The sequence below is a fragment of the Actinoplanes sp. G11-F43 genome (assembly GCF_050589265.1).
Lineage (GTDB): Bacteria > Actinomycetota > Actinomycetes > Mycobacteriales > Micromonosporaceae > Actinoplanes.
Window position 1 is genome coordinate 372,119 of sequence record NZ_JBNZCE010000017.1, and the last position, 25,536, is coordinate 397,654.

Sequence of the window (25,536 nt, forward strand, 5' to 3'; positions counted from 1 at the left end):
CGGGGGAGGTGGTCCGCGTGCACACTGGCCGGGTGGCATTCACCCTGACGATCGACTGCGGTGGTGGCGGGATCAAAGGTTCCGTCCTCGACGAGGCCGGGACCATGCGGGCCCAGCCGATCCGGGTCCCCACCCCCTATCCCCTGCCACCCGACCTGTTCGTGAAGACCCTGGTCACTCTGGGCGAGCAGTTGCCTAACGCGGACCGGGTCACGGTCGGCATGCCGGGCATGATCCGGCACGGTGTGGTGGTGGCGACCCCGCACTACGTGACCCGTTCCGGACCGCGCACCAAGGTCGATCCGGAGCTGGTGGAGGCGTGGCACGGGTTCGACGCCCGGACGGCTCTGGCCGACGCGTTCGGACTGCCGACGCTGGTGCTGAACGACGCCGAGGTGCACGGCGCCGGGGTGGTCGCCGGGACCGGCTGCGAGCTGGTCCTGACGCTCGGCACCGGGCTTGGCTGTGCCCTGTTCGACGGTGGTGAGCTGGCCCCGCATCTGGAGATGTCGCAGGCGCCGGTCCGGTGGGGGATGTCGTACGACACCTACATCGGTGAGCACGAGCGCCGCCGTCTCGGTGACGCGCTCTGGTCCCGCCGGGTGCGCAACGTGGTGGAGGGGCTGCGCCCGGTGTTCCTCTGGGACCGGGTGTATCTGGGTGGCGGCAACTCCCGGTTGATCACTCCGACGCAGCTGGCCCGGATGGGCGACGACGTGGTGGTGGTGCCGAACACGGCGGGCATCGTCGGCGGGGTGCGCGCCTGGACGCTGGGGCAGGAGACCCGGTGACCCCGGCCGCGGTGCTTCTCGACTTCGGCGGGGTGCTGGCCGACGCCCCGCACCGGGCCGACCCGCCGGAGCTGGTGTTGCGGCTGTACAACCTGATCGACGGGGCGCTGGCTCCGGGGGAGATCCAGCGGTCGCTGTCGGAGGGGACCGCCGCCTACGCGCGCTGGCGTGACGAGGACTGGCCGGACGAGTTGCCGCAGCTGGAGGTGTGGGAGCGGTTCGTGATCGGGGACTGGCCGAGGCTGGCGCAGGCCCGGGTGCGCGGTTCGGTGGCCCGGCTCAGCTACGACTGGGCGTGGCGGGACGGCTGGGCGTTGCGCCCGGGGATCGCCGAGTTCCTCACCGAGGCGTCCGGCCGGGGTGTTCCGCTGGCGGTGGTCAGCAACACCCTGTGCGGGGCCGCCCACCGGGATTTCCTGGTCAAGGCGGGGGTGGGGCGGTTGTTCGCGGTGCAGGTCTACAGCGATGAGGCGGGCGTCCGCAAACCCAACCCGCAGATGATCTGGAACGCCACCGATGCTCTCGGTGTCGCGCCGGCGGCCTGCTGGTTCGTCGGTGACAGCCGCCGCCGTGACATCGCCTGCGCCCGCCGGGCGGACATCGGCACGGCGATCCTGATGCCGTCGAGCCGCGTCGACACCGGAGGCGATCAGTCCGGGCCGGACGTGACGGTCACCGATGGCTTCGGGTTGAAAGACCTTCTGTAGGTACGGACCTGTACAGCGCTGCCGTTTCAGCCGGCAGGGTGGGCGGCCCCTCCGACCGTCCCCGGCCGCCGGCTCATGCGTGCCCAAGACGGCCGGAGAGCTGCCGTGGCCGTCCGCACCGCATCCGCCCGGCGGGCGCCGGGCGGTCCGGTGTGCCGCCCGCGTCGCGTGGTGGCCACTGGCGTGGTGGTTCGGCGAGGGGCCACCGGGGCGTACCGAATCGGTCAGTAGGGGTTGCCCTTGCCGGGCAGCCGGCCGCGCAGGAGACCGCCGAACCGTCCGGGTAGTGCGGGGTCTCCGGCCATCGGCGGGCTCTGCGTGTGCGCGCGGTCGGCGATGCCGGTGACCAGTTCGCGGAGGGCGCTGATCGCGTCGGTGGCCGGGCGCCAGCCGAGTTCCGCGGCGGCCCGGTCGCAGCTCATCAGGGGCGCCTTCAGGGCCAGCCGCACCCAGCCGCGGTCCACCGGCTGCAGGCGCAGCTGCCAGGTCAGTGCGGCGGCACCCTCGATGAGCAGGCCGGGGACCGGTACCGGCACGCCGTGGAAGGCCCGGCTGACCACGTCCGCGTCGAGTACCGGGCCGGCCGCGATGTTGAACGCGCCCCGGACGTCACCGCGCAGCGCCCGCAGGTAGGCGTCGGCCACGTCGTCGGCGTGCACTCCCTGGATCCGCAGTCCGGGGTGGCGCGGGACGACCGGGATCCGGCCGAACCGGAGCAGGTCGACCGGCAGCAGCGGTCCGGCGAAGTAACGGGCGATCTCGGTTCCGGCGTCCCGCTGAAAGATCAGTCCCGGACGCAACCGGACCACCCGCAGGGTCGGGTGGTCCGCTTCGACCTCGTCCAGGACCCGTTCCACGAGTGCCTTGTGCCGGCTGTACGACGATTCCGGGATCCCGGTCCGCAGCCAGTTCTCCCGGACGAACGCCTGTTTCGGCCCGGGTGCGTAGGCGCCCACCGACGACGCGTGCACCAGCGACGGCACGCCGGCCTCGACGACGGCCCGGAAGACGGCCCGGCTGCCGAGCACGTTGGTCCGGTAGAGCCGCCGCTGGTCGTGGCTCGGCTGGATCTGCCAGGCCAGGTGGACCACCGCGTCGGCGCCGCGGAACACGTCGATGAGGGTGCCGGTGGCGTCCTCGGCACCGATGTCGGCGGTGTGCCAGGGGATGCCGGCGTACGGGCCGGTCGATTCCGGGCGCCGCCGGGAGACGCCGATCGGGTCCATGCCGGGTTCGTCGCGCAGCCGGCGCAACAGGGCGGTGCCGACGTTTCCACTGGCGCCCACGATCACTACACGCATACGGGTCGCGTACCCGGTGGCGCGCCGATGAACCGCTCCCACGGCCACACCGCCGTTTCCGGTCGGGCGACAGGCGCCATTCCCGGGTTTCGGGGGACGTTACGGGACCGTTCTGAAGTTCCACATTCCGGAATTCCAGCCATCGACGGGTAGCGCTGGCCGCCGCCGGTTTTCCGGCTGCCGTGCGGTTCCGCCGGCCCATTCCGGAGCGCCGGCGGAGACGGTTCCGGCTCCTTCCGGCCCGGCGGCGGCGTGCCGTTTCGGTGTTTGCCGGCACCGGCCGTCCTATCCGGCGGCCGGCCCGCGCTTTCCCGCCGGCTTCCCGGCCGCCTTTCCCGCGAACAGGCGATCGGTCACGAACGGAAGGGCATTCGACAGCATCACCGCCGCGCGATACCGCCCCGGAACCACCACCCGCCGGCGCGGCCGGGTCAGCGCCCGTTCCACCGCCACCGCCACGATCTCCGGGCCGGGCAACCCGGAACGGTGCGCGGTCAGCGCGGTGGCGACATATCCGGGTTCGATCAGCGTGACCGCGATCCCGGTGCCGGCCAATTCCCGCCGCACCGAGTCGGTGATGCCCCGGAGCCCGAACTTGGTCGCCGAGTACACCCCGCCGATGCCGATCTCGCCGGCCACCGAGCCGATGTTCACGATGGCGCCGGCCCCCTGCTCCCGCATGATCGGGACGACCGCCCGCATCAGCCGGATCGGGGCCATCAGGTTCACCTCGACCATCGCCCGGACCTGCTCCTCGGCGGCCAGGATGGAGGCGTCCCCGCCGACTCCGGCGTTGTTGACCAGCGCGTCGATCCGGCCGGTCACCGCCCGCGCCCGGTCGACGAGATCAGCCACCCGCACCGGGTCGGTGACGTCGGCCGGCACCGGGAGGGCCCGACCGCCGGCCGCGACGATCTCGGCGGCGACCGTCGCCAGCTCGGACTCCCGGCGGGCGGCGAGGATCACGGTGTCACCGCGGGCGCCGAGACGGACCGCCGTCGCCCGCCCGATCCCGCTGGATGCCCCGGTCACGATGACGACGGCCACCGGATTCCCTCCTCGTCGAAAACGGCGCCGTCCGGATGGAGGCGCCGTTTCCGCATTCGGTCAGCGCTTGGCGTGGTAGGCCTCGACGACGTGACTCGGGATGCGGCCACGCTCGGAGACCGGGTGACCGTTCTTGTTGGCCCACTCGCGAATAGCCTGATTCTGGTCGCGGCTGGAACGGCTGGACACCGTCGGAACAGCGCGCCGGGCAGCGGTGGGGACGTTACCGTTTCGGCCCAGCCGGGTGGCCGAGGAGAGGAACGGTTCCAATGCCTTTCGCAGCTTGCCGGCGTTCTTCTCGGACAGGTCGATGGTGTAGTTGACGCCGTCCAGGCCGAATTCGACCGTCCGGTCCGCATCGCCGCCGTCGAGGTCGTCGGTGAGCACGGTAATTATCTGCTTGGCCATGGTTGTTCGCTCCTACGCGATGTCATTCGAGTGACGTCCGGGCGCGCACGCCCGGTAGTGGCCGCGAATGCTCGTCGTCGCATTCATTCTGTCGCCATCACGGCAGCAAGTGCAAATTGCCCGTTCTGGCATGTCGCAATTGCCGGAACCCATCCGTGCCAACTACGACCTCGACTCTTTTCGGGATCGTGAATGTGCGGTAACGTCCGTCATGGGAGCGCTCCCAGGGCCAGATATTCCAGCGCCCGGCGTTCCCCCGTGAACCCGAGCCGCCTCGTCGCCGATCCTCCGGTGCCGGGGCGGTTCGCCGTTTCACCGTTCCGCCACCGGCGAATCTAAACGCCGGCGCCGGAAAAATCAGCCCCGGAAACCGGGCGATCAGACCGCGAGCGGCTGACTGTCACACCGCGATCGGCTGACTGTTACGGAGCCAGGCCAGCACCTCGGTCGGCCCGAGCGGACTGGAGAAGAGGAAACCCTGACCGAGCGGGCATTCCAGGCGGACGAGCACCACCCGGTGCGCGGCGTCCTCGACCCCCTCGGCGATCACCACCAGACCCAGCGAGCGGGCCAGGCTGACGATGTCGCCGACCAGAGCCATCGACTGCTGCCCGGTGACCATGTCGTCGATGAACGCCTTGTCGATCTTGATGACGTCGATCGGCCGCTGCCGCAGGTGGCCGAGTGACGAATACCCGCTGCCGAAGTCGTCGACGGCGATCCGGATGCCCATGTCGCGCAGCACGCTGAGATCGCTCCAGATCCGCTCGTCGTCGCGGGCCAGCAGGGTCTCGGTGATCTCCAGCATCAGCGCCTGCGGCGGCACCCCGGTATGCGCGAGCGCGGTGCGCACCTGCTCGACGAAGCCGGTCTCCCGGAACTGCCGGACCGACACGTTGACGCTGACGTACGGCGCGGTGCCGGGCGGCAGGATGCGGCGCCACTCGGCGACCGTGCGCAGCGCCTCCTCCAGGACCCACCGGCCCATCGGCACGATCAGGCCGCTCTCCTCGGCCACCTCGATGAACTGGTCGGGCGTGATCACGCCCTGGCGCGGGTGGTGCCAGCGGACCAGCGCCTCGAACCCGACGGCCGCGCCGGTGGGCAGGTCCACGATCGGCTGGTAGTGCAGCAGGAAGTGGCCCTCGTGCACGGCGTGGTCCAGGGCGGACCGCAGTTCCAGGCGCTGCACCATCTCGTGGTGCAGGTGGGCCTGGTAGCGGCGCCACTGGTTCTTGCCGGCACCCTTGGCCACGTACAGCGCCAGGTCGGCCTGCCGCAGCAGCTCGTCGGCGTCGGCACCCTCGGGGGTGGTGGTGATGCCGATGCTGGCCACCGCGTGCAGCGGTTTCGCGTCGGTGGTGATCGGTTCGGCGAGGGCCTCCAGGATCCGGTTGGCGGTCTCCTCGACGGCGCCCGGGTCGTTGACATTCTCCACGATGGCGGCGAACTCGTCGCCACCGAGCCGGGCCGCGGTGTCGTCGGCGCGCAGGGCCCCGGCGATCCGGTGCGCGACGGCGATCAGCAGCTGGTCGCCGACCGCGTGGCCGAGCGTGTCGTTCACGATCTTGAAGTCGTCCAGGTCGATGAAGAGGACACCGACCACCGAACCGTCCCGGGCGCTGCGGGCCACCGCGTGCTGGAGCCGGTCGTTGAACAGCACCCGGTTGGCCAGCCCGGTCATCGAGTCGTGGAACGCCTGGTGGGTCAGCTCGTTCTGGAGGCGGCGCTGCTCGGTGACGTTGCGCATGGTGATGACCAGCCCGGCCACCGTCGGCTCGGCGCGCAGGTCGCGGCAGTGCAGTTCGAGCAGCACCTCGGCCCGGCGGTTGCCGCGGGCCCGGAAGTCGAGCTGCTCCTCCAGCCGCTCCCCCTCGCGGACCGCGGTGAGCACCCCGGCCAGCCGGTCCCGTTCGCCGGGATGGATCACCTCGGGCAGCAGGGCTCCGGTCGGGTCGGCGCCGAAGACCCCGACCGCGGACGGGCTGGCGTACCGGATCCGGTCCTGGTCGTCGACGATGGTGATGACGTCGGCGGTGTTCTGCACGAGCGTCCGGAAGTAGGTCTCGCTGTTGCGCCGGATCACCTCGTGCCCGAGGGCGATCCGTTCCAGGGCCAGCGCCACCTGAGCGGCCAGCACCTCCACCGACCGTTGCAGGTCGAGCAGGGTCCAGGTGGGCGCGGCCACGTGCAGCACGCCGACCAGCGGGTCGCCGCCGGGCCGGTCCTTGAGGACCATCGGGCAGCGCAGGGTCCGGTCGAACTGGGTGAGCCGGACGGCCACCGCCCAGTCCACGTCCCGGGTGACGACGAGGCGGGCGGCGGTTCCGGTGGCCCGGTCCACGGCGGCCTGCGCGGCGGCCTCCGGGGACTGCGGCTCGGCCTGGGCGATGGCGATGGCCAGCACCACCCCGTGCGGCACGTCCCCCGGGATGAGCTGGGCGACGGCGGTGCGCACGGCCAGCCCGACGGCCTCGTTGTCGTTGGCCGACACCAGGGCGGCGGAGGCCTCCCGCAGCGCCCGTTCCCGGGACATCGCCTGCCGGTGGCTGGCCATGATCCCGGCCATCCGGGCCAGCAGCAGCGCCACCATCAACAGGCTCAGCCCGGCGACCACGGTCAGGCCGGCGAACTGCCCGTCCCGGAACATCTTGGCCAGCAGCACGGTCGGCGCCACCATGGCCGCGCCGGCCAGCAGGGCGAGCCGCCCGGTGGAGGTCTCCGCGGGCGGTTTCTCGGCCGGCCGGGTCAGTTCGGCCATCGACGGGATCAGCGCCGCCAGCCCGGCCGCGGTGTAGAGGGCTAGGTGCCCGAGCCCGGAGGCCCGGCCGACGTCGGCGGCGAGCAGCCCGACCACCCCGGCGCCGAGCAGGTAGCCGGGGGCGACCAGCCGGCCCGGCACGGTGGCCAGGCGGACCAGCAGACCGAGGCAGAGCAGGTCGGCGAGCGGCATGGCGATCTCGGTCCAGCCGGTCGCGGTGGCGTCGGCCATCCGCGGGCCGACCACGAACGTCCAGGTCAGCAGGGCCACCCCGGAGGTGACGGTGAGCGCGTCGAGCAGGCCGGCCCGGTCCCGGGACGAACTGGTGCGCCGGTCCACGAATCCGGCCAGGGCCACGGCGAGGGCGGCGTACCCGACCAGCAGCAGCGCGGTCCCGCCCGGTTCCAGCCAGCTCACCCGCCCGGTCAGCCAGGCCGGGGCGCCGGCGGCGGCGCCACCGAGGGCGGAGAGGCCGACGGCTCCGGCCAGGACCCACCACGGGCGTACGTCGTCCGGCCGGCTGTGCCGGATCCCGGCGCTCATCGCGATCAGGGCGGCGACCCCGGCCACCAGCCGCAGTGGGGACTGGAGTGCCGGCTGGAGCCCGAAGGCGAGGGCGAGCACCACCATCCCGGCGCCGAAGATGGTGGCCGGCCACCTGGTCGGCATCGCGGCTCCTTCTCTCGGCCCCTGTCGGACTGATCGGCCCGGTCGCCGCGCATCTGAGCGACAACGGCACAATCGGGGCGTGCTTCTCGAGTTCGTGCACACGCACACCGTTGCCGCTCCGGTCCCGTTCGTCCCCGAGGTCACCCTGTTGCAGGCCGATGACCCGATCGCGCTGTGGGAGGCGACCGAGTCGGGCGGGACCGCGCAGCCGCCGCCGTTCTGGGCGTTCGCCTGGGCCGGTGGGCAGGCGCTGGCCCGGCACGTGCTGGACGACCCGGATCTGGTGGCCGGGCGCAGCGTGCTGGACCTGGCCACCGGGTCCGGGCTGGTGGCGGTGGCCGCGGCGAAGGCCGGTGCGCGCCCGGTGACGGCCAACGACATCGATCCGTACTCGCTGGCGGCGGCCCAGGCCAACGCGGACACCAACGGGGTACGGGTGGAGACGGTCGAGGCCGATCTGCTGGACACCGACGGACGGTTCGGTGTGGTGCTGGCCGGTGACGTCTTCTACAGCCGGGAGATGGCGAACCGGGTGCTGCCGTTCCTGCGGCGGGCCGCGTTCCACGGCGCGCTGGTGCTGGTCGGCGACCCGGGCCGGGCCTATCTGCCGGAGGGCCTGATCGAGCGCGCGGTGTACGACGTGCCGGTGGTGGAGGAGCTGGAGAGTGTCCCGTTCCGCCGAACCACGGTATGGCAGCTCACAGCCTCCTAACCCCCTCTCACCCCCGGCTAGCCGTACCTCAGGCATGTAATTCGGCTAGCCGAACCTCAGGCACGTTATGAGGCCTCGATTACATGGCTGACGTACGGCTCGGCGAGCCGAGCCGTACGTCAGCCATGTAATCGCCCTGTTTTAAGACCACTGAGGTACGGCTAGCCGCAGATCTTGGGCTGGCGGGTGGTGGCCTCTGCGGGGGGAGGTACGGCTAGCCGCGGACCTTGGGCTGGCGGGTGGTGGCCTCTGTGGGGGTAGGGTGTAAGCATGTAATCCAGTAAGTACTGGAGGTTGTGATGCGTGTGAAAATCGCTCAGCCCGGTGGACGTGCCGCCGAACCCCCCTCCGCCGACGACGCCCCCGCCTGGATCACCGGCTCGATCCCGGACGGCTGGTTCACCGAGCCGCCCGAGGTCGTGGTGGACCGCGACGAGATCATCATCTGGGGCCGCCTGCCCAGCCCCGAGCTGCCCGGCGCCACCGACGCCGACCGGGCCGCCGGGCAGTCCGGCCGGATCACCCAGTTCCGTGAGGACACCCGGGACGCCCGGATCCGGGTGGCCCGCCAGGTCGAGCACCGCTACCAGCGCAAGGTCGCCTGGGGCGCCCGCTGCGGCGACACCTCGGAGCTGTTCACCCACCTGTCCGCGCCGGTGATGACCCGGCTGCGCCAGCCCGAGCGCCAGGTCCTGGACACCCTGGTCGACGCCGGGGTGGCCCGCTCCCGGTCGGAGGCGCTGGCCTGGTGCGTCAAGCTGGTCGGCCGGCACACCGAGGACTGGCTGGGTGAGCTGCGCACCGCTCTGACCCGGGTGGAGGAGTTGCGCCGTCAGGGCCCGGACGCCTGATCGCTAGGCTGGCCGGGTGCTACCTGAGGTCACCGCCATCCGTTACGTCACGCCCCTGCGGGAGGGTGGTTCGCTTCCCGGTGTGGTCGAGGCGGACGATCTGGGCACCTACGTGGTCAAGTTCCGTGGTGCCGGGCAGGGCCCGCGGGCGCTGGTCGCCGAGGTGATCGCCGGCGAGCTGGCCCGCCGGCTGGACCTGCCGGTGCCCGCGCTGGCCCGGGTGGAGCTGGATCCGGTGGTGGCGCGGGCCGAGCCGGACGAGGAGGTCCAGGAGCTGATCAAGGCCAGCGCCGGCGGCAACCTGGGGATGGACTTCCTGCCGGGGGCGCTGGGCTACGACCCGGTGGCGCACCCGGTGGACGCCGGGCTGGCCAGCCGGATCGTGGCCTTCGACGCGTTCGTGGAGAATGTGGACCGCAGCTGGCGCAACCCCAACCTGCTGATCTGGCACGGCGGCCTGTGGCTGATCGACCACGGGGCCACCCTCTACTTCCACCACAACTGGGCTCGTGCCGAGCACGCGATCCACCGCCCCTACCAGTGGGATGATCACGTGCTGAAGCCGTACGCCGATCGGTTGCCCGAAGAGGGACCCACGCTGGCCGCGAGAATCACGCCGGACCTGTTGGCGGAGGTGATCGCCCTGGTCCCGGCGGAGTGGCTGGAGGACGGCGACCGGGACGCCTACCTGAGCCACCTGTCCCGCCGGGCGCAGCGGCCGGAGGCGTGGCTGCCGTGAAACGGACCCCTTACGAGTACGCGATCATCCAGGCCATGCCCCGGATCGAGCGCGGTGAGCTGATCAACGTGGGTGTGCTGCTCTACTGCCAGCGGCACGACTTCCTGTCCGCGCGCACCCATCTGGACGAGGCCCGGCTGCGGGCGCTGGATCCGGCGGCCGATGTGGAGGCGGTGCGGTCGGCGCTGGACGCCTGGGACCGGACCTGCGCCGGCGGCGGCGCGGCCGAGGGCATGAAGCTGGGCGAACGCTTCCGCTGGCTGGTGGCGCCGCGCAGCACCGTCCTGCGGGCCGGCCCGGTCCACATGGGCCTGACCGTGGAACCGGAGCCCGAACTGGCGAGGCTCGTCGAACTCCTGGTCCGGTGACCTTGGAGCGGGCAGACTGAGCGGATGCAGCTGCCGCTGAACCCACCGGTCAAGCCGATGCTCGCCAAGCCCGTCGCGGACATCCCACCCGGTCAGGTCTACGAGCCTAAATGGGACGGTTTCCGGTCGATCGTCTTCCGGGACGGTGACGAGGTGGAGATCGGCAGCCGCAACGAGAAGCCGATGACCCGCTACTTCCCCGAGGTGGTGGCGGCGCTGCTGGCCAACCTCCCGGAGCGGGCGGTGATCGACGGCGAGGTGATCGTCGCCGACACCGAGCGCAACCGTCTCGACTTCGAGGCGCTCCAGCAGCGCATCCACCCGGCGGCCAGCCGGGTCAAACTGCTGTCCGAGCAGACCCCGGCGAGTTTCGTGGCGTTCGATCTGCTGGCGCTCGGCGACGAGGATCTGACCTCGCTGCCGTTCGGCGAGCGCCGGGACCGTCTGGTCGAGGTTCTCAAGAACGCGAGACCGCCGGTGTACGTCACCCCGGCCACCGATGACGTGGAGACCGCCCGGCGGTGGTTCGCCGAGTTCGAGGGCGCGGGTCTGGACGGCCTGATCGCGAAGGCCCGGGATCTGACCTATCAGCCGGACAAGCGGGTGATGGCGAAGATCAAGCACAAGCGCACCGCGGACTGTGTGGTGGCCGGCTACCGGGTGCACAAGTCGGCGGACGACCGGATCGGGTCGCTGCTGCTGGGCCTGCACGACGAGCGCGGTGTCCTGGTGAGTGTCGGGGTGATCGGCTCGTTCCCGATGGCGGTACGTGAGGAACTGTTCGCGGAGCTGCAGCCGCTGGTCACCACGTTCGAGGGGCACCCGTGGAACTGGGCGGCGCACGAACAGGGTGAGCGGACCCCTCGCAAGAACGAGGTGAGCCGGTGGAACGCGGGCAAGGACCTGTCGTTCACACCGCTGCGGCCGGAGCGGGTGGTCGAGGTGCGGTACGACTACATGGAGGGCGTACGTTTTCGGCACACCGCCCAGTTCGAGCGCTGGCGTCCCGACCGCGAGCCGCTGACCTGCACGTACGAGCAGCTGGAACGGCCGGTGCGGTTCGATTTGGCCGAGGTGCTGACCGGCCGCTGAAAGCCGCGTTCGGACTGACCGGATAGTGTCGTTCGCGTGCATCGTCGCTCCCGCCTGGCCGTCGCCCTTCTGACCGTGCTGGTTCTCGTCACCACCGCCGGCTGCACGCTGCCCTCGTTCGCGCCGAAGGGGGCCGATTCCCCGGCCCGGCCCGGCACGAACGGCGGGGCGGCCAGCTCGGCCCCGGGAGCGACCGCGAAGTGGCGGCCGTGCCCGGAGGTGCCCCGCGATCTGGTCGGCCGGACCGGGGCGGGGATGGACTACGACTGCGCCACGGTCAAGGTGCCCCGGGACTGGGCGGACACCACGAGCGGTGAGACGTATGACATCGCCCTGATCCGGGTCCGGTCCGAGCGGCAGCAGAACCGGATCGGCTCGCTGCTGCTCAACCCGGGTGGTCCGGGCGGCTCCGGGGTCGATCTGGCGGTCTACCTGTCGTTCGGGCAGGCGCTGGGCGGGCTGCCCACCGAGATCACCGACCGGTTCGACATCGTCGGCTTCGACCCGCGCGGGGTGAGCCGGTCCAGCCCGGTGAAATGCATCAGCAGCACCGATCAGGACGCCAGTTTCGCCGCCGACCCGGATCCGGCCGGGCAGGCCGAGTTCGATCAGCTGGCCGCGCTGAACAAGAAGATCGCCGACGGCTGCGCCCAGAAGTACGGCGACCGGCTGGGCACCTTCTCCACCGAGCAGGCCGCCCGTGACCTGGACGCGCTGCGGGCCGCGGTCGGCGACGAGAAGCTGACCTACCTGGGATATTCGTACGGCACCCTGCTCGGCGCCACCTACGCCCAGCTGTTCCCGAAGAACGTGCGGGCCCTGGTGCTGGACGGCGCGGTGGACCCGACCGAGGGCTTCGAGGCCGGCTCCGAGCAGCAGGCCAAGGGCTTCGAGCGGGCTTTCGCCAACTTCACCACCTGGTGTTCGGCCAACGCCGCCACCTGCCCGATCGCACCGGACGCCCGGGGCGCGGTGACCGACGCGCTGGCCAAGGCCGAGTCCGCGCCGGTGCGGGCCCGTGACGGCCGGTCGGCCACCACCGGCTGGATCTTCGTCGGGCTGATCTCGTCGCTCTACACCGAGTCGGGCTGGACCGAACTGGCCGAGGCGATCGCCTCCCTGGAGACCGGTGACGCGTCCGGCATCTTCGAGCTGGCCGACTCCTACGCCGACCGGGAACCGGACGGCACCTACTCCAACCTGTTCGACGCGAACCTGGCGGTGAACTGCGCCGACACCGACGGCGCCCCGACCGTCGCCGAGGTCCGCGCGCTGCAGGCCGAGTGGCGTACGAAATACCCGCTGTTCGGCTCGGCGCTGGCGGTGGGCATGCTGCCGTGCGTGTTCTGGGGCGGCCAGCGCGACCCTTACCCGGTGGGCAAGGCCGAGGGCGCGCCGCCGATCCTGGTGGTCGGCACCACCGGCGACCCGGCCACGCCGTACGAGAACACCGCCGACCTGGCGACCATGCTCGGTGTCGGCCAGGTGCTGACCTGGGAGGGCGAGGGGCACACCGCGTACCCGACGACCGCCTGCATCCGCACCGCCGTCGACGGCTACCTGATCGACCTGAGGATGCCGCGGGAGGGCCTGCGATGCCCGGCGAAGTGACGTTGACGTTCCGCACCGCCACCCGGGCCGACGTGCCCGCGATCCTCGGCCTGCTCGCCGACGACGATGTCAGCCGCGACCGGGGCTTCGGCGTGGTGCCGGAGTCGGTGGACGCGGCGCTCTGGGCGGCGTTCGAGGCGATCGACGCCGATGACCGCAATGAGCTGATCGTGGCCGTGGACGGCGACGAGGTGATCGGCACCTGCCAGCTCACCTTCATCCCCGGGCTGAGCCGGGGCGGAGCCGAGCGGATGCTGATCGAGGCGGTCCGGATCAGCTCGGCGCGCCGCGGCCAGGGGCTGGGCGGCGCGCTGATCCGGTGGACGGTCGACCGGGCACGGGAGCGTGGCTGCGCGATGGCCCAGCTGACCACGGACAAGCGCCGGACCGGCGCGCACCGGTTCTATGCCGCTCTCGGGTTCACCGCCTCACACGAGGGTTTCAAGCTAGCCCTTTAGATCGCGGTCCTTGGACGGCTGCACCCGCTTCGGCTCGCCGGGCATCTTCGGATGATCCGGCGGGTACGGCAGGTCGCCCAGCCCGGCCCGCTCGTCCCGGGCCACCCACTCCAGCAGTGGGGTCAAGTCGTGGGCGACGTCGTCGATGCCGGCGTGCGGGTCGCCCACCTCGGCGAACCGTTTCGGCATGGTGGCCAGGTCGAAGTCGTCCGGTTCCACGTCGGGCAGCTCGTCCCAGGTGACCGGGGCGGAGACGGTGGCCCGGGGGTTGGCGCGCAGCGAGTAGGCGCAGGCGATGGTGCGGTCCCGGGCCATCTGGTTGTAGTCGAGGAAGACCCGCTCACCACGCTCCTCCTTCCACCAGGAGGTGGTGATGCCGTCCGGGTTGCGCCGCTCCACCTCGCGGGCCAGGGCGATCGCGGCCCGGCGCACCTCCACGAACGACCAGCGGGGCTCGATGCGCACGTAGACGTGCACCCCACGGCCGCCGGACGTCTTCGGGAACCCGGTCCAGCCCAGCTCGGCCAGCACCTCGCGGACCACGCCGGCGGTGGCGGTCACGTCCGGGAAACCGGTGCCGGGCTGTGGGTCGAGGTCGATGCGCAGCTCGTCCGGCTGATCCGGGGCGGTGGCGCGGACCGGCCACGGGTGCAGCACCACGGTGCCCATCTGCGCGGCCCAGGCCACGTGGGCGAGGTCGGCGGGGCTGAGCTCGTCGGCCGTACGACCGCTGGGGAAGGTGATCGTCGCCGTGCGGATCCAATCGGGGACACCGCGGGTGGGGATGCGCTTCTGGAAGAACATCTCCCCCTCGATCCCGTCCGGGAACCGCTGGAGGGTGGTGGGCCGGTCGCGCAGGGCCCGCAGGATGCCGTCGCCGACCGCCAGGTAGTAGCCGAAGACGTCGCGCTTGGTGAATCCGCGCGCCGGGAAGACCACCTTGTCGGGGCTGCTCAGGCGGACGGTGTGACCGGCGATCCGATGTTCTTCCGCGGCGGCTTTCGGCATGACCTGAGCCTAGGCCCTATGACGACGCGGGGCCGCCCGGCAACCCGGACGACCCTTCACGCTTTATCCTGATATTTCAGACAGTGCTCCGGCGGCGGGTGAGCCAGAGCGCCGCGGCACCGGCGGCCACCAGCAGACCGCCGACCGTCAGCGCTCCGGTGACCGGCACACCGGTGACCGGCAGCGTGCCACCGGCGCTGACCCCGGCCCCGGTGGTGGTCCGGCTCGGCGCCGGCGTGGCGGTCTCCGACTTCACCCCGCCCGGCGGAATCTCGGCGGCGGTGCCGGCCGGCGGCGTGGTCGGCGCGGTCGCGGGCGGGGTGGTCGCGGGCGGGGTGGTCGGCGGAGTCGTCGGCGGCGTGGTGGGAGGGGTGGTCGGCGGCGTGGTCGGCGGCGTGGTGGGAGGGGTGGTCGGCGGCGTGGTCGGCGGGGTCGTGGTGGTCGGCGGCGTGGTGTAGCCGGGCCCGCCCCGGGTGGGGGTGGTGGCCGCGGTGGGTGCGACGGTGCCGGTGGCCGGCGCGACCGTCTCGCCGTCGTCCGGCACCTCCTGCGCGGTGCCGCCGTAACCCTGCTGGCCGCGCTGGCCATCCGGGTCCGCGGTCGGCGTCGCGACCTGGTCGATCGTCGCCGTCGTGGTCTGATCGGTCGCGACCACGGCGGCCGGTTCCGTCGCGACCGTGGCGGCCGGTTCCGTCGCGGCAGCGGTCGGGTCGGTCGTGGCCATGGCGGGCGCCCCACCGAGGGCCAGCGCGATGAGGAAGGAGGCTCCGGCCGTGGGAAGTCCGACGGCCAGCCGACGCGAGAAGCTCATGAGGAGTCCGTTCTGTTGCTGAAGGTACGGTTCCATGGTCGCACGGGAACTTAACGGTAATTGCCCGTTTTACCCGGAAACAACCCTGAGCAAGTAATCAGCCCGGAAGACCACCGAATCGGTGACTACGCCACAGATGGGACAACGCGAATACCTTGAGCTCGAACTGGGGATCCGCGGCGAAGAGACCCCCGCTGTACGGCGCGTGCAACCGCACACTGACCCCCGAATCCAGATAGACCGAGACCACGTTCCGGCTGCCCCGCCGCTCGGCCCGCAGATCGACCACCCGGCTCCACGGCGCCTCACCCTCCTCGAACACCGAGGACGTCCGGATCCCGCCGGAACCCACCACGACGCCGGTACGCCGGACCGCCACCAGGCCGGCCACCGCCCCCGACGACAGCGGAAGGAACACCGTCACGCCCCACACCCAGCCGGGCGGCACCGACCAGAGCAGCGCCAGTATCACCCCCGTGGCGACACTCACCACGGCGCCGAGCAGGCCGAGGTAGAGACCGTGGCCGAGACCCTGCTGCCAGGTCGGCCGGAACATCGCCGGGGAGACACCTTCCATGACCCCTCAACGGGGGGTGGACATCACTCCTGGCGGACCCGGGGTGCGACGTACGGTTGACGGCATGACGACCGATCTCCCCATCACCGACGACGAGTGGCGCATCCGCCTCACGCCGTCCGAGTTCCGGGTGCTCCGCGAGGCCGGCACCGAGCCGCCCTGGAGCGGTGAGTATGTGGACACCAAGACCGAGGGGATCTACAACTGCCGGGCCTGCGGCGCGGCGCTGTACCGGAGCGACAGCAAGTTCGACAGCCACTGCGGCTGGCCGTCCTACGACGACGCCATCCCGGGCGCGGTCACCGAGATCGAGGACCGCACCCACGGCATGGTCCGGGTCGAGATCCGATGTGCCAACTGCGACTCGCACCTGGGGCACGTGTTCCGGGGCGAGGGCTTCACCCCGAAGAACACGCGCCACTGCGTGAACAGCCTGTCGGTCAGGCTGGAGCCGTCCGTCTGAGGTCCTCGACCACGTAACGGACACCGTTCGGCGCGGTGATCACACCGGTGGACTCGGTGACGGCCCAGTCGTCACCGAGTTCCGGCGCGAACGTGTCCCCCGCCACGGCCAGATCGATCCGCGTTCGCACGATATGGGTGGCCAGCGGGAGGAACGCGGCATAAACGACACCGCCGCCCATCACCCAGATCTCGGTCGCCGTTATCTCGTCCAGCGAGTGCGCCACCTCCGCGCCGGCATCCGACCAGTGCGGGTCGCGCGTGAGCACGATGTTGCGGCGCCCCGGCAACGGTCGGCGGGGCAGCGAGTCCCAGGTGGCACGGCCCATGACGAGTGACGCACCGGCGGTCCGGTCCTTGAAGACCTGCTGCTCACCCGGCACCCGCCACGGGATGGTGTCACCCGCACCGATCACCCGGCCCCGCGCCTCGGCCCAGATCATGTGGATCGTCATACCGCGACGGGCGCCTTGATCAGCGGGTGGTGCCGATAATCCACCACGGTGAAGTCGGCGAACTCGTGCTCGAAGAGGCCGTCCCGGTGCGCGATCTCCAACTCCGGGAACGGGTAGGGCTCCCGGGTCAGCTGCTCGCGCACCTGCTCGACGTGGTTGTCGTAGATGTGCACGTCCCCGCCGACCCAGATGAAGTCGCCGGGGAGCAGGCCGGCGTGCTGGGCCATCATCCGGGTCAGCAGGGCGTAGCTGGCGATGTTGAACGGCACGCCCAGGAACAGGTCGGCGCTGCGCTGGTAGAGCTGGCAGGACAGCCTGCCGTCGGCGACGTAGAACTGGAACAGCGCGTGACACGGCGCGAGCGCCATGTCCGGAATATCAGAAACGTTCCACGCCGAGACGATCATCCGCCGGGAGTCCGGGTTCTTCCGGATGGTCTCCAGCACATCGGTCAGCTGGTCGATGTCTCCGTTCTTCCCCGGCCAGGAACGCCACTGCTTGCCGTAGACCGGGCCCAGCTCGCCGTCCGCGCCGGCCCACTCGTCCCAGATCGTGACGCCCTGCTCCCGCAGCCACCCGACGTTGGTGTCGCCGCGGAGGAACCAGAGCAGCTCCACCGCGATCGACTTGAAATGCACCCGCTTGGTGGTGATCAACGGGAAACCCCGCGACAGGTCGTATCGCAGGGTCTCCCCGAAGAGACTGCGGGTCCCGGTGCCGGTGCGGTCGCTCTTGGGCGTCCCGGTGTCGAGCACGCGGCGCAGGAGATCTTCATACTGGGTGTCGACGGCCATGCGGTAAAACTAGCGAAGCTTGCCACCGATGGTCACGATCCGGCGCGCCAGGTGATCCAGGGCATTGAACTGCACGTCGGTCAGCGGCGCGTCGTTGTTGCCGCCGGTGACGTGCGAGACGCCGTACGGGTTGCCGTCGGCGAACTTCAGCGCGTCGGTGTAACCGGGCGCCACCACGATCCCGCCGAAGTGGTAGATCGTGTTGTAGAGCGCCAGCAGCGTCGACTCCTGCCCGCCGTGCTCGGTCATGGTCGAGGTGAACCCGGCGTACGCCTTGTTCGCCAGCAGCCCCTGCCCCCACTGCGGGCCCAGCGTGTCGATGAACTGCTTGAGCTGGCTGGTGACGTTGCCGTACCGGGTGGGTGTGCCGAAGAGCACCGCGTCGGCCCAGACCACGTCGTCGGCGGTGGCCCGGGGCTCGTCCTTGGTGGCGTCGAAGTGCTGGCTCCAGGCGGCGTTGGAGGCGATCGCCTCCTTCGGGGCCAGCTCGGCCACCTGGCGCAGCCGGACCTCCGCACCGGCCTTCTCGCCCGCCTCGGCCAGGCGCTTGGCCATGGCGTGGACGGTGCCGGTCGACGAGTAATAGATGATTGCGAGTTTGACGTCAGCCATGCCTCAAGGGAATCTCCCGAACCGGCCGGCCGAAACACTTATAGATGAAGTTCGCTACCGTCCTCGTCGTCCAGCCAGACGCCGCCGGTGGCCAGATACCGGAATTTGTAGTGCCCCGGATCCAGCGGCACGCTGACCGTCCGGGTGCCGTTGCGGCGCACCTGGAGCTCGTGCCGGCCCGGCTGCCAGTCGTTGAAGTCGCCGACCACGCTGACCGTGCCGGGTGGATCCCCGGCCGGCAGCGAGAAGGTCACCCGGGTCTTGTTCCCGAACAGCTTGCTGCGTTTGATCATGGAGCCCTCCAGCCTTCACCGGTACAACGGAAGATCGCCGCGTATGTTGTGCCGATGCACCCCGAACCTCACGACGAGCTGCGTGTGGCGTCCTTCCGCGACCTGCACCCCACCAGCCTGTACAAGATTCTCAAGTTGCGCAGCGAGGTTTTCGTGGTCGAGCAGGAATGCCCGTACCTCGACCCGGACGGACGGGACGATGAGCCCGGAACCCGGCACCTGTGGTTCGAGAACGACGGCGAGATCCGCGCCTACCTGCGGATCCTGGACGACGGTGGGGTGGAGCGGATCGGCCGGGTGGTGACCGCGCCGAGGGCCCGGGGCGCCGGTCTGGCCGGGCGCCTGATCACCGAGGCGATCACCGTGATCGGCGATCGCCCCAGTGTGCTGGACGCCCAGGCCCACCTGGCCGGCTTCTACGGCCGCTACGGCTTCACCGTGAACGGCCCGGAGTTCCTGGAGGACGGCATCCCCCACGTCCCGATGATCCGCGATCGCCGCCGGTGAACCGGGGCGCGAAGCGGAGCCGGCCGGCTACGGCAGGTGGTTGACCAGCTCGGTGACGGTGCGCCGGCGGCCGGTGTAGAACGGGACCTCCTCGCGGACGTGCAGACGCGCCTTCGACGCCCGCAGGTCCCGCATCAGGTCGACGATCCGGTGCAGTTCGTCGGCCTCGAAGGCGAGCATCCACTCGTAGTCGCCGAGCGCGAACGAGGCGACCGTGTTGGCGCGCACGTCCGGGTACGGCCGGGCCATCCGGCCGTGCTCGGCGAGCATCGCCCGGCGCTCCTCGTCGGGCAGCACATACCAGTCGTAGGAGCGGATGAACGGGTACACGCAGATGTACGGCCGGGCCTCCTCACCGGCGAGGAAGGCCGGCAGGTGGCTGCGGTTGAACTCGGCCGGGCGGTGCAGGGCCATCTGCGACCAGACCGGCTCCAGGTGCCGGCCCAGCGCGGTCCGCCGGAACAGCCCGTAGGCGTCCTGCAGCGCGTCCGAGGAACTGGAGTGCCACCACACCATGATGTCGGCGTCGGCCCGCAGACCGGACACGTCGTACGTGCCACGGATCGTCACGTCCTTGGCGTCGAGCTGCTCGAACAGCGCGTCGACCTCGGCCGCGACCTCACCACGGTGGGCCGGCAGTGGCGACGACACCCGGAACACCGACCACATGGTGTAACGGATCGTGGCGTTCAGCTCCTTGATCCGCGCCGCGTTGGTCTGGGACTGCTCGTCGGTCATTTCTCCTCCAGGAACTTGCTCACATCGTCCGCCGCACGCTCACCACTGGCCACACAGACCGGGATGCCGACCCCGTCGAAGGCGGCCCCGGCCAGGGCCACCCCCTCGGGCAGTCCAGCCCGCAGGCGCGCCACCCGGCCGGCGTGACCCGGCGCGTACTGCGGCAGGCCTCCGCCCCAGCGCTGCACCCAGGAACCGGTGGGCTCCGGCAGCGGCATCCCGATCAGGTCGCTCAGCTCGCGGTGGGCGATGGCGAGCAGCGACGTGTCGTCGTGCTGCAGCCGGTTCTCCTCACCCGCGCGACCGAGCGACACCCGTACCACAATCGGTCCTTGATCTTCGGCCAGGTGTGGCCACTTGGTGGTGAAGAACGTGGCGGCCTTGACCAGGGTGCCCTCGCTCGGGGGCACCAGGAATCCAGATATCTCGGGCAGTTCCACGTGGGATGGCAACGTCAGCGCCGCCAAGGCGACACTCGCGTACTCCACCACCGGCGCCGTCCCCAGCAGGCGCGCGGCGGGCGCCGCCGGCACCGCCAGGATCACCGCGTCCACCTCCTCGACCAGAGGGGAGGGCACCGGGCCGGACGTGATGGACCAGCCCGTCGCGGTACGCGTCATCTCCCGCACCGTGGTCCCGAGCCGCATCGTGGCCCCGGACGCCGACACCGCCGCCTCGACCAGACGGCTCATCCCGCCGTCCACCGCCGCGAACACCGGCCGGCCCGGCACCCGCCGGCTCCGCGCCTGCGCCGCCCGGACCGCGCCGGCCAGGGTGTGCTCGGTCTCCGCGGTGTGCGCCAGCTGCGGCATGGTGACCCGCAGCGAGAGCTGGTCGGCCCGGCCCGCGTACACCCCGCCGAGCATCGGGTCGACCAGACGGTCCACCACCTCGTCGCCGTACCGGTCCCGGACCAGGGCGCCGACCGCGACGTCCTGCCCGGGGGCGAGCAGCGGGCGGCCGGTGTCCCGGTCGGCGTGCGCCATCGGGACGGCCACGCCGTCGAGCGTGGACAGGTCACCGGGGACACCGACCAGGGTGCCGCCCGGGACCGGGGCGAGCCGGCCCTCGATGGCCAGCGCGGCCGGGCGGGCGGCCGGATGCACCAGCGCGTCACCGAGGCCGAGCCGGCGGGCGAAGGCCACCGCCGCGGACTCGCCGCCGCCGGGCCCACTGTTCAGGAACGACTCGGCGCCCCGCTCGACCCGGAGTCCACCCAGCTCACCGGTGTGGAGTTTGCCGCCCGGCGAGGCGCTCCGCTCGTACACGATGATCTCGGTGCCGGGTGTGAGGTCCCGCAGGCGCACCGCCGCCGCGAGACCCGCGATGCCGCCGCCGATGATCGCGATCCGTTTTCGCACGGCTGCCACCCTCCCTCCGTAACGACCTGGAACCCAGGGTCTTAGGTCCCGGAAACCTCTCGGTTCCCGGAGACCTCGTGGACCAGAGCGACCAGGCGGGTGAGGATCTCCGGGTCGGTCTCCGGCATCACACCGTGGCCCAGGTTGAAGACGTGCCCGGGAGCGGCCCGGCCCTGCGCCAGCACCCGGCGGGTCTCCCGCTCGACGGTCTCCCACCCGGCGAACAGGACGGCCGGGTCCAGGTTGCCCTGCACCGCGCGGTCCGGGCCGATCCGCCGGGTCGCCTCGTCCAGAGGGGTCCGCCAGTCGACGCCGACCACGTCCGCGCCGGCCTGGCCCATCGCCTCCAGCAGGACCGTGGTGCCGACCCCGAAGTGGATCCGCGGCACCCCGGCGCCGACCAGGCCGCGCAGCACCGCCGACGAGTGCGGCATCACGTAACGCCGGTAGTCGGCCTCGGACAGCGCGCCGGCCCACGAGTCGAAGAGCTGGACGGCGCTGACTCCGGCGTCGATCTGCACCCGCAGGAAGGTCAGGGTGATCTCGGCCAGGCGGGCGAGCAGCGCGTTCCACAGGTCGGGGGCGCCGTACATCATCGCCTTGGTCTTCAGGTAGGTCCGCGACGGACCGCCCTCGATCAGATAGCTGGCGAGCGTGAACGGCGCACCGGCGAACCCGATCAGCGGGGTGCTGCCCAGCTCGCCGACCAGCAGCTTCACCGCCTCGGTGACGAAGTCCACGTCGGCCGGGGTGATCGGGCGCAGCCGGGCCAGGTCGGCCTCGGCGCGGATCGGCTCGGCCACCACCGGGCCGGTGCCGGCCACGATGTCCAGGTCGACGCCGGCCGCCGCGATCGGCACCACGATGTCACTGAAGAAGATCGCCGCGTCCACGTTGTGCCGGCGCACCGGCTGCAGGGTGATCTCGGTGACCAGGTCCGGACGCCGGCACGACTCCAGCATGCCGACCCCCTCCCGGATCTTGCGGTACTCCGGGAGCGACCGCCCGGCCTGCCGCATGAACCAGACCGGCGTGTGCGGGACCGGCAGGCCACGACACGCCCGGACGAAGGGGGAATCCTCGAGAACCGTCACCCGGCCATCCTGTCACGCGCGAGAACGGCGGCGCGGCGAGCACTGCGCGGCGGCTTGATCGGCATAGGCTCTCCTCATGGCGACCCCCTCCGCTGCCCCCGAGGCGTTCACCCGCGCCGTTGCCGGGTTGCGCGCCGAGTCGCCGCGGCCGGAGATCCTGCTCGAGGAGATCGCCGCGCCCCAGCGGCTCGCCCCGTGGTCGTTCGCGCTCAGCGCCACCGTGCTCCGCGCCGGTGACGAGGTGGCGAGCGGCCGGCTGATCCTGCTGCACGACCCGGCCGGGCACGACGCCTGGCGGGGTGACCTGCGGCTGGTCACCCTGATCACCGCCGAGCTGGAGGAGGATCTGGCCTCCGACCCGCTGCTGCCCGAGGTGGCCTGGACCTGGCTGATCGACGGCCTGGACCAGCATGCCGCGGCCTACACCGCGATCGGCGGCACGGTCACCCAGACCGCCTCCACCCGGTTCGGCGAGCTGGCCGGGCCGGCGCCGACCGCGGACCTGGAGATGCGCGCCTCGTGGACGCCGACCTCCGGCGACTTCGGCGCGCATCTGCGGGGCTGGTGCGTGATGCTCTCGTCGACGGCGGGCCTGCCGCCGCCCGGCGTGGCGTCGATCACCGACCGCCACGCCCGAGCCTGACTTCTATCCGTTTCCGCAGGCCCCGAGGGTCTCGCAGGCGACCTCGATCGGGATCGCCAGGCCGATGCCCTCGGCGTCCCGGGCCTTGGCGGTGGCGATGCCGACCACCTGCTTGCTGGCGTTGACCACCGGGCCACCGGAGTTGCCCGGGTTGATCGGCGCGTCGAACTGGATGGTCGGCCCGTCCTCGGTGTCCCGGAAGGCGCTGATCACCCCGGTGCTGACCGAGTCCTCCAGGCCGAGCGGCGCGCCGACGGCCATCACCTCCTGGCCGGGCTTCACGTCACCGGAGGCCACCTCCAGCGGGGTGATCTCCCGGTTGGCGCGCAGCAGCGCCAGGTCCTTGCCCGGGTCCACCTTGACGATGGTGGCGTTGATCCGGGTGTTGCCGCGCTCCAGCGCCACCTGCCGGCCGCCGCCCTCGAAGGTGCCCTCCACCACGTGGTAGTTGGTGAAGAGGCTGGTCCGGCCGTTGGCCTGGCCGACCGCGAAGGCGGTGCCGGTGAATTCGCCGGCGCGGACCCGGAAGACGCTGGGCAGCACGCCCTCGGCGACCCCCTCCGGGTCGAAGACCGAGGTGAGCCGGCGTTCCAGCTCCTCGCTACGGCCCTGCGAGGCGCCGACCTTCTCGGCCAGGTCGTTGCTGCTCTTGATCATGAACTCGACCCGGATCACCTGCCAGCCGAGCACCGCCACCAGCGCCACCGCGAGCCCGATGAGCAGCGGCCGGGTCCGGTTGCCCCGGGGCTTGACCGGGGCCGGCGGCGTCCAGGTCTGCTGCGGCTGCTGGTAGGTCTGCTGATACTGCTGTTGGTAGGGGTCCGGCTGCTGGTAGGACTGCTGGTAGGGCTGTTCATACGGCTGCTGCTGCGGGTATCCGGAGTAGGACGGCTGCTGCGGCTGAGCCCACGGGTCCTGCGCCTGGGTGTTCCAGGAACGGTCGTCGTCCTGCCAGGACCACTCCTGAGAACGCGGCCCTCCAGCGGCTCCGTTGGCGGGCGTGAAGGGTTCGAACGAGGTGCTCATCCGGCGCGGCCTCCCGGTGGTCTCGGCGCTGCGACTATGGATACGGACAGAAAGGCGGAACGGATGAATTCCCCGAAAGATCGAGAATCGACGCGCCGGGACCCCGGCTGCGCACGGCAAGGGTGCCACCCCCGTACGGTTACGAGGTGACCGACGAAGCACCCCTGCGCCGTCGGGACTCGCCGGACACGGCAGGGGACGGACCGCACCTTGTGCCGCCCGACCCGACCTCTGGCGGTCCCGAGGAAGAACGTCCTGAGGATCAGCCGCGCCCCTCGACCCCATTGACCGCGCCCCGTGACGGCACCCCCCGGCCGGTCGAGGGCGCGACCGAGCTGGCCGAGATCGTCGCCCGGATGGCCGCCGGCTCCGGCCCGGTGGCGGTGGACGCCGAGCGCGCCTCCGGATACCGGTACACCCAGCGCGCCTACCTGGTGCAGCTGCGCCGGGCCGGCGCCGGGACGGTGCTGATCGATCCGCTGCCGCTGGACGATCTGCGCACCCTGGACGCGGCGCTGGCCGACACCGAGTGGGTGCTGCACGCCGCCAGCCAGGACCTGCCGTGCCTGGCCGAGCTGGGGATGCGCCCGCGCCGGCTGTTCGACACCGAGCTGGCGGCCCGGCTGGCCGGGTTCGAGCGGGTCGGCCTGGCCGCGCTGACCGAGCAGCTGCTCGGCTTCTCGCTGGAGAAACACCATTCGGCGGCGGACTGGTCGACCCGTCCGCTGCCGGAGTCGTGGCTGACCTATGCCGCGCTGGACGTGGAGCTGCTCACCGACCTGCGCGACATGCTCGCCGACGAGCTGGACCGGCAGGGCAAGACGGCCTGGGCGGCCGAGGAGTTCGCCGCGCTGGTGGCCGGCGCCGATCGACCACCCCGGGTGCGTCCCGATCCGTGGCGCCGCACGTCCGGCATCCACCGGGTGCGGGGCGCGCGGGCCCAGTCCCGGGTGCGTGCTCTGTGGTACGCGCGGGACGGGGTGGCCGCCCGCCGGGACTCGGCGCCGGGCCGGGTGCTGCCGGACGCGGCGATCGTGGCCGCGGCCGAGTCCGATCCGAAGGACGAGCGGACCCTGCTGGGCATTCCCGGGTTCGGCGGCCGGTCGGTGCGCCGGCTGGCCCGGATCTGGCTGGACGCCCTGGACCAGGCCCGGGACCTGCCCGACGACGCGCTGCCGGTGAACCAGCCGGTGGACGGCCCGCCGCCGCCGCACCGCTGGGCCGAGCGGGATCCGGTGGCCGCGGCCCGGCTGGCGCGCTGCCGGCAGATCGTGGTGGGCACCGCGGAGAAGCACAACCTGCCGCCGGAGAACCTGATCAGCCCGGACTTCATCCGCCGGCTGGCCTGGTCGCCGCCGAACGAGATCACCCCGCGCACGGTCGGTGACACGCTGCTGGGCTTCGGGGCGAGGAACTGGCAGGTGGTTCTCCTGGCCGACGATCTGGCCCGGGTTCTCCCGGAATAAAACACTTCTTCGGTACGGTCGACCAGAACGCCGACCGCCTCGTCCGCGCGAGCGATGCGACCCACCGGGCCGCATCGCGACCGCCGGGCGAATGCGACACCCGCGGTCACCCCAACCGCACTCCCGCCGCTCCCGGCGGTCCCGGTCACCCCGTGTGCCGCGGGGGGGGGGGGG

The 25,536-nt window shown here is 71.6% G+C and carries 28 protein-coding genes; 13 read left to right on the forward strand and 15 right to left on the reverse strand.

Annotation, left to right across the window (positions count from 1 at the left end; translation table 11 throughout):
* The first annotated feature begins 32 nt into the window (after positions 1-32).
* Both ACQ0O7_RS20480 and ACQ0O7_RS20485 read left to right on the forward strand, forming a co-directional pair.
* Positions 33-791, forward strand: coding sequence for an ROK family protein (locus ACQ0O7_RS20480; protein WP_430783735.1), 759 nt, complete (start codon positions 33-35; stop codon positions 789-791).
* On the forward strand, positions 788-1,498 hold the full coding sequence (locus tag ACQ0O7_RS20485) for an HAD family hydrolase (protein WP_430783736.1): 711 nt from the start codon (positions 788-790) through the stop codon (positions 1,496-1,498). Before ACQ0O7_RS20480 ends, ACQ0O7_RS20485 begins: the two co-directional genes overlap by 4 nt.
* Before the next feature lie 224 nt (positions 1,499-1,722).
* Here the strand turns inward: ACQ0O7_RS20485 and ACQ0O7_RS20490 are convergent, their stop codons facing one another.
* The 4 genes from ACQ0O7_RS20490 to ACQ0O7_RS20505 form a co-directional block, all read right to left on the reverse strand.
* Positions 1,723-2,799 carry an NAD-dependent epimerase/dehydratase family protein gene (locus ACQ0O7_RS20490; RefSeq protein ID WP_430783737.1) on the reverse strand — a complete coding sequence of 359 codons (1,077 nt, stop codon included), beginning with the start codon at positions 2,797-2,799 and terminating at the stop codon, positions 1,723-1,725.
* A 285-nt stretch (positions 2,800-3,084) separates the two neighbouring features.
* Positions 3,085-3,846: an SDR family NAD(P)-dependent oxidoreductase gene (locus ACQ0O7_RS20495; RefSeq protein ID WP_430783738.1), complete on the reverse strand. Its 762-nt coding sequence runs from the start codon at positions 3,844-3,846 to the stop codon at positions 3,085-3,087.
* 60 nt (positions 3,847-3,906) lie between these two features.
* Complete coding sequence (locus ACQ0O7_RS20500; protein ID WP_430783739.1) at positions 3,907-4,254, reverse strand: histone-like nucleoid-structuring protein Lsr2; 348 nt, start codon at positions 4,252-4,254, stop codon at positions 3,907-3,909.
* Between the two features lie 400 nt (positions 4,255-4,654).
* Positions 4,655-7,684 carry a putative bifunctional diguanylate cyclase/phosphodiesterase gene (locus tag ACQ0O7_RS20505; protein WP_430783740.1) on the reverse strand — a complete coding sequence of 1,010 codons (3,030 nt, stop codon included), beginning with the start codon at positions 7,682-7,684 and terminating at the stop codon, positions 4,655-4,657.
* Between the two features lie 79 nt (positions 7,685-7,763).
* Between ACQ0O7_RS20505 and ACQ0O7_RS20510 the strand changes: the two genes are divergently transcribed.
* The 7 genes from ACQ0O7_RS20510 (at position 7,764) to ACQ0O7_RS20540 (ending at position 13,515) form a co-directional block, all read left to right on the forward strand.
* Positions 7,764-8,396 (forward strand): class I SAM-dependent methyltransferase, encoded by a 633-nt coding sequence (locus tag ACQ0O7_RS20510; RefSeq protein ID WP_430783741.1) that lies wholly within the window; start codon positions 7,764-7,766, stop codon positions 8,394-8,396.
* A 299-nt stretch (positions 8,397-8,695) separates the two neighbouring features.
* The gene (locus ACQ0O7_RS20515) at positions 8,696-9,247 is read left to right on the forward strand and encodes a hypothetical protein (protein WP_430783742.1); all 552 of its coding nucleotides are present in this window, start codon (positions 8,696-8,698) and stop codon (positions 9,245-9,247) included.
* 16 nt (positions 9,248-9,263) lie between these two features.
* On the forward strand, positions 9,264-9,986 hold the full coding sequence (locus ACQ0O7_RS20520; RefSeq protein ID WP_430783743.1) for a HipA family kinase: 723 nt from the start codon (positions 9,264-9,266) through the stop codon (positions 9,984-9,986).
* Positions 9,983-10,354: a DUF3037 domain-containing protein gene (locus tag ACQ0O7_RS20525; protein WP_430783744.1), complete on the forward strand. Its 372-nt coding sequence runs from the start codon at positions 9,983-9,985 to the stop codon at positions 10,352-10,354. The genes ACQ0O7_RS20520 and ACQ0O7_RS20525 overlap by 4 nt, the downstream gene beginning before the upstream one ends.
* 24 nt (positions 10,355-10,378) lie before the next feature.
* A complete protein-coding gene (locus tag ACQ0O7_RS20530; RefSeq protein ID WP_430783745.1) occupies positions 10,379-11,446 on the forward strand; it encodes an ATP-dependent DNA ligase in 1,068 nt (355 codons plus the stop codon).
* A 36-nt stretch (positions 11,447-11,482) separates the two neighbouring features.
* Positions 11,483-13,057: an alpha/beta hydrolase gene (locus tag ACQ0O7_RS20535; RefSeq protein ID WP_430783746.1), complete on the forward strand. Its 1,575-nt coding sequence runs from the start codon at positions 11,483-11,485 to the stop codon at positions 13,055-13,057.
* Positions 13,042-13,515 carry a GNAT family N-acetyltransferase gene (locus ACQ0O7_RS20540; RefSeq protein ID WP_430783747.1) on the forward strand — a complete coding sequence of 158 codons (474 nt, stop codon included), beginning with the start codon at positions 13,042-13,044 and terminating at the stop codon, positions 13,513-13,515. Before ACQ0O7_RS20535 ends, ACQ0O7_RS20540 begins: the two co-directional genes overlap by 16 nt.
* Here the strand turns inward: ACQ0O7_RS20540 and ligD are convergent.
* From ligD to ACQ0O7_RS20555, 3 genes are all read right to left on the reverse strand, one after another.
* Positions 13,504-14,523, reverse strand: a complete 1,020-nt coding sequence (ligD, locus tag ACQ0O7_RS20545; RefSeq protein WP_430783748.1) for a non-homologous end-joining DNA ligase — start codon at positions 14,521-14,523, stop codon at positions 13,504-13,506. The genes ACQ0O7_RS20540 and ligD overlap by 12 nt on opposite strands.
* 76 nt (positions 14,524-14,599) lie before the next feature.
* Positions 14,600-15,334, reverse strand: a complete 735-nt coding sequence (locus ACQ0O7_RS20550) for a hypothetical protein (RefSeq protein ID WP_430783749.1) — start codon at positions 15,332-15,334, stop codon at positions 14,600-14,602.
* Between the two features lie 97 nt (positions 15,335-15,431).
* Entirely contained in the window at positions 15,432-15,911 is a 480-nt protein-coding gene (locus ACQ0O7_RS20555) for a hypothetical protein (protein ID WP_430783750.1), read from the reverse strand.
* A 64-nt stretch (positions 15,912-15,975) separates the two neighbouring features.
* On the opposite strand from ACQ0O7_RS20555, the gene msrB reads away from it, so the two are divergent.
* Positions 15,976-16,374, forward strand: a complete 399-nt coding sequence (msrB, locus tag ACQ0O7_RS20560) for a peptide-methionine (R)-S-oxide reductase MsrB (RefSeq protein WP_430783751.1) — start codon at positions 15,976-15,978, stop codon at positions 16,372-16,374.
* Here msrB and ACQ0O7_RS20565 read toward each other — a convergent pair.
* From ACQ0O7_RS20565 to ACQ0O7_RS20580, 4 genes are read right to left on the reverse strand one after another with little or no spacing between them, the layout of a single operon-like run.
* Entirely contained in the window at positions 16,352-16,828 is a 477-nt protein-coding gene (locus ACQ0O7_RS20565; protein ID WP_430783752.1) for a dihydrofolate reductase, read from the reverse strand. The genes msrB and ACQ0O7_RS20565 overlap by 23 nt on opposite strands.
* Complete coding sequence (locus ACQ0O7_RS20570; protein ID WP_430783753.1) at positions 16,825-17,622, reverse strand: thymidylate synthase; 798 nt, start codon at positions 17,620-17,622, stop codon at positions 16,825-16,827. Before ACQ0O7_RS20570 ends, ACQ0O7_RS20565 begins: the two co-directional genes overlap by 4 nt.
* Before the next feature lie 9 nt (positions 17,623-17,631).
* A complete protein-coding gene (gene wrbA, locus ACQ0O7_RS20575; protein WP_430783754.1) occupies positions 17,632-18,234 on the reverse strand; it encodes an NAD(P)H:quinone oxidoreductase in 603 nt (200 codons plus the stop codon).
* 38 nt (positions 18,235-18,272) lie between these two features.
* Complete coding sequence (locus ACQ0O7_RS20580; protein WP_430783755.1) at positions 18,273-18,527, reverse strand: isoamylase early set domain-containing protein; 255 nt, start codon at positions 18,525-18,527, stop codon at positions 18,273-18,275.
* 54 nt (positions 18,528-18,581) lie between these two features.
* Between ACQ0O7_RS20580 and ACQ0O7_RS20585 the strand changes: the two genes are divergently transcribed.
* The gene (locus ACQ0O7_RS20585; RefSeq protein ID WP_430783756.1) at positions 18,582-19,034 is read left to right on the forward strand and encodes a GNAT family N-acetyltransferase; all 453 of its coding nucleotides are present in this window, start codon (positions 18,582-18,584) and stop codon (positions 19,032-19,034) included.
* 27 nt (positions 19,035-19,061) lie between these two features.
* Here ACQ0O7_RS20585 and hemQ read toward each other — a convergent pair whose 3' ends face one another.
* The 3 genes from hemQ to hemE are packed head-to-tail and all read right to left on the reverse strand — an operon-like array spanning position 19,062 to position 22,227.
* Positions 19,062-19,772, reverse strand: coding sequence for a hydrogen peroxide-dependent heme synthase (gene hemQ, locus ACQ0O7_RS20590; RefSeq protein ID WP_430783757.1), 711 nt, complete (start codon positions 19,770-19,772; stop codon positions 19,062-19,064).
* The gene (hemG, locus tag ACQ0O7_RS20595; RefSeq protein ID WP_430783758.1) at positions 19,769-21,133 is read right to left on the reverse strand and encodes a protoporphyrinogen oxidase; all 1,365 of its coding nucleotides are present in this window, start codon (positions 21,131-21,133) and stop codon (positions 19,769-19,771) included. Before hemG ends, hemQ begins: the two co-directional genes overlap by 4 nt.
* A 41-nt stretch (positions 21,134-21,174) precedes the next feature.
* Positions 21,175-22,227, reverse strand: coding sequence for a uroporphyrinogen decarboxylase (gene hemE, locus ACQ0O7_RS20600; protein ID WP_430783759.1), 1,053 nt, complete (start codon positions 22,225-22,227; stop codon positions 21,175-21,177).
* 76 nt (positions 22,228-22,303) lie between these two features.
* Here hemE and ACQ0O7_RS20605 point away from each other — a divergent pair, with 76 nt between their 5' ends.
* Positions 22,304-22,870, forward strand: a complete 567-nt coding sequence (locus ACQ0O7_RS20605) for a DUF3000 domain-containing protein (RefSeq protein WP_430783760.1) — start codon at positions 22,304-22,306, stop codon at positions 22,868-22,870.
* 3 nt (positions 22,871-22,873) lie between these two features.
* Here the strand turns inward: ACQ0O7_RS20605 and ACQ0O7_RS20610 are convergent, their stop codons facing one another.
* The gene (locus ACQ0O7_RS20610; protein WP_430783761.1) at positions 22,874-23,896 is read right to left on the reverse strand and encodes a S1C family serine protease; all 1,023 of its coding nucleotides are present in this window, start codon (positions 23,894-23,896) and stop codon (positions 22,874-22,876) included.
* A gap of 146 nt (positions 23,897-24,042) precedes the next feature.
* On the opposite strand from ACQ0O7_RS20610, the gene ACQ0O7_RS20615 reads away from it, so the two are divergent.
* Positions 24,043-25,362 (forward strand): ribonuclease D, encoded by a 1,320-nt coding sequence (locus tag ACQ0O7_RS20615; protein ID WP_430783762.1) that lies wholly within the window; start codon positions 24,043-24,045, stop codon positions 25,360-25,362.
* Positions 25,363-25,536: the final 174 nt, after the last annotated feature.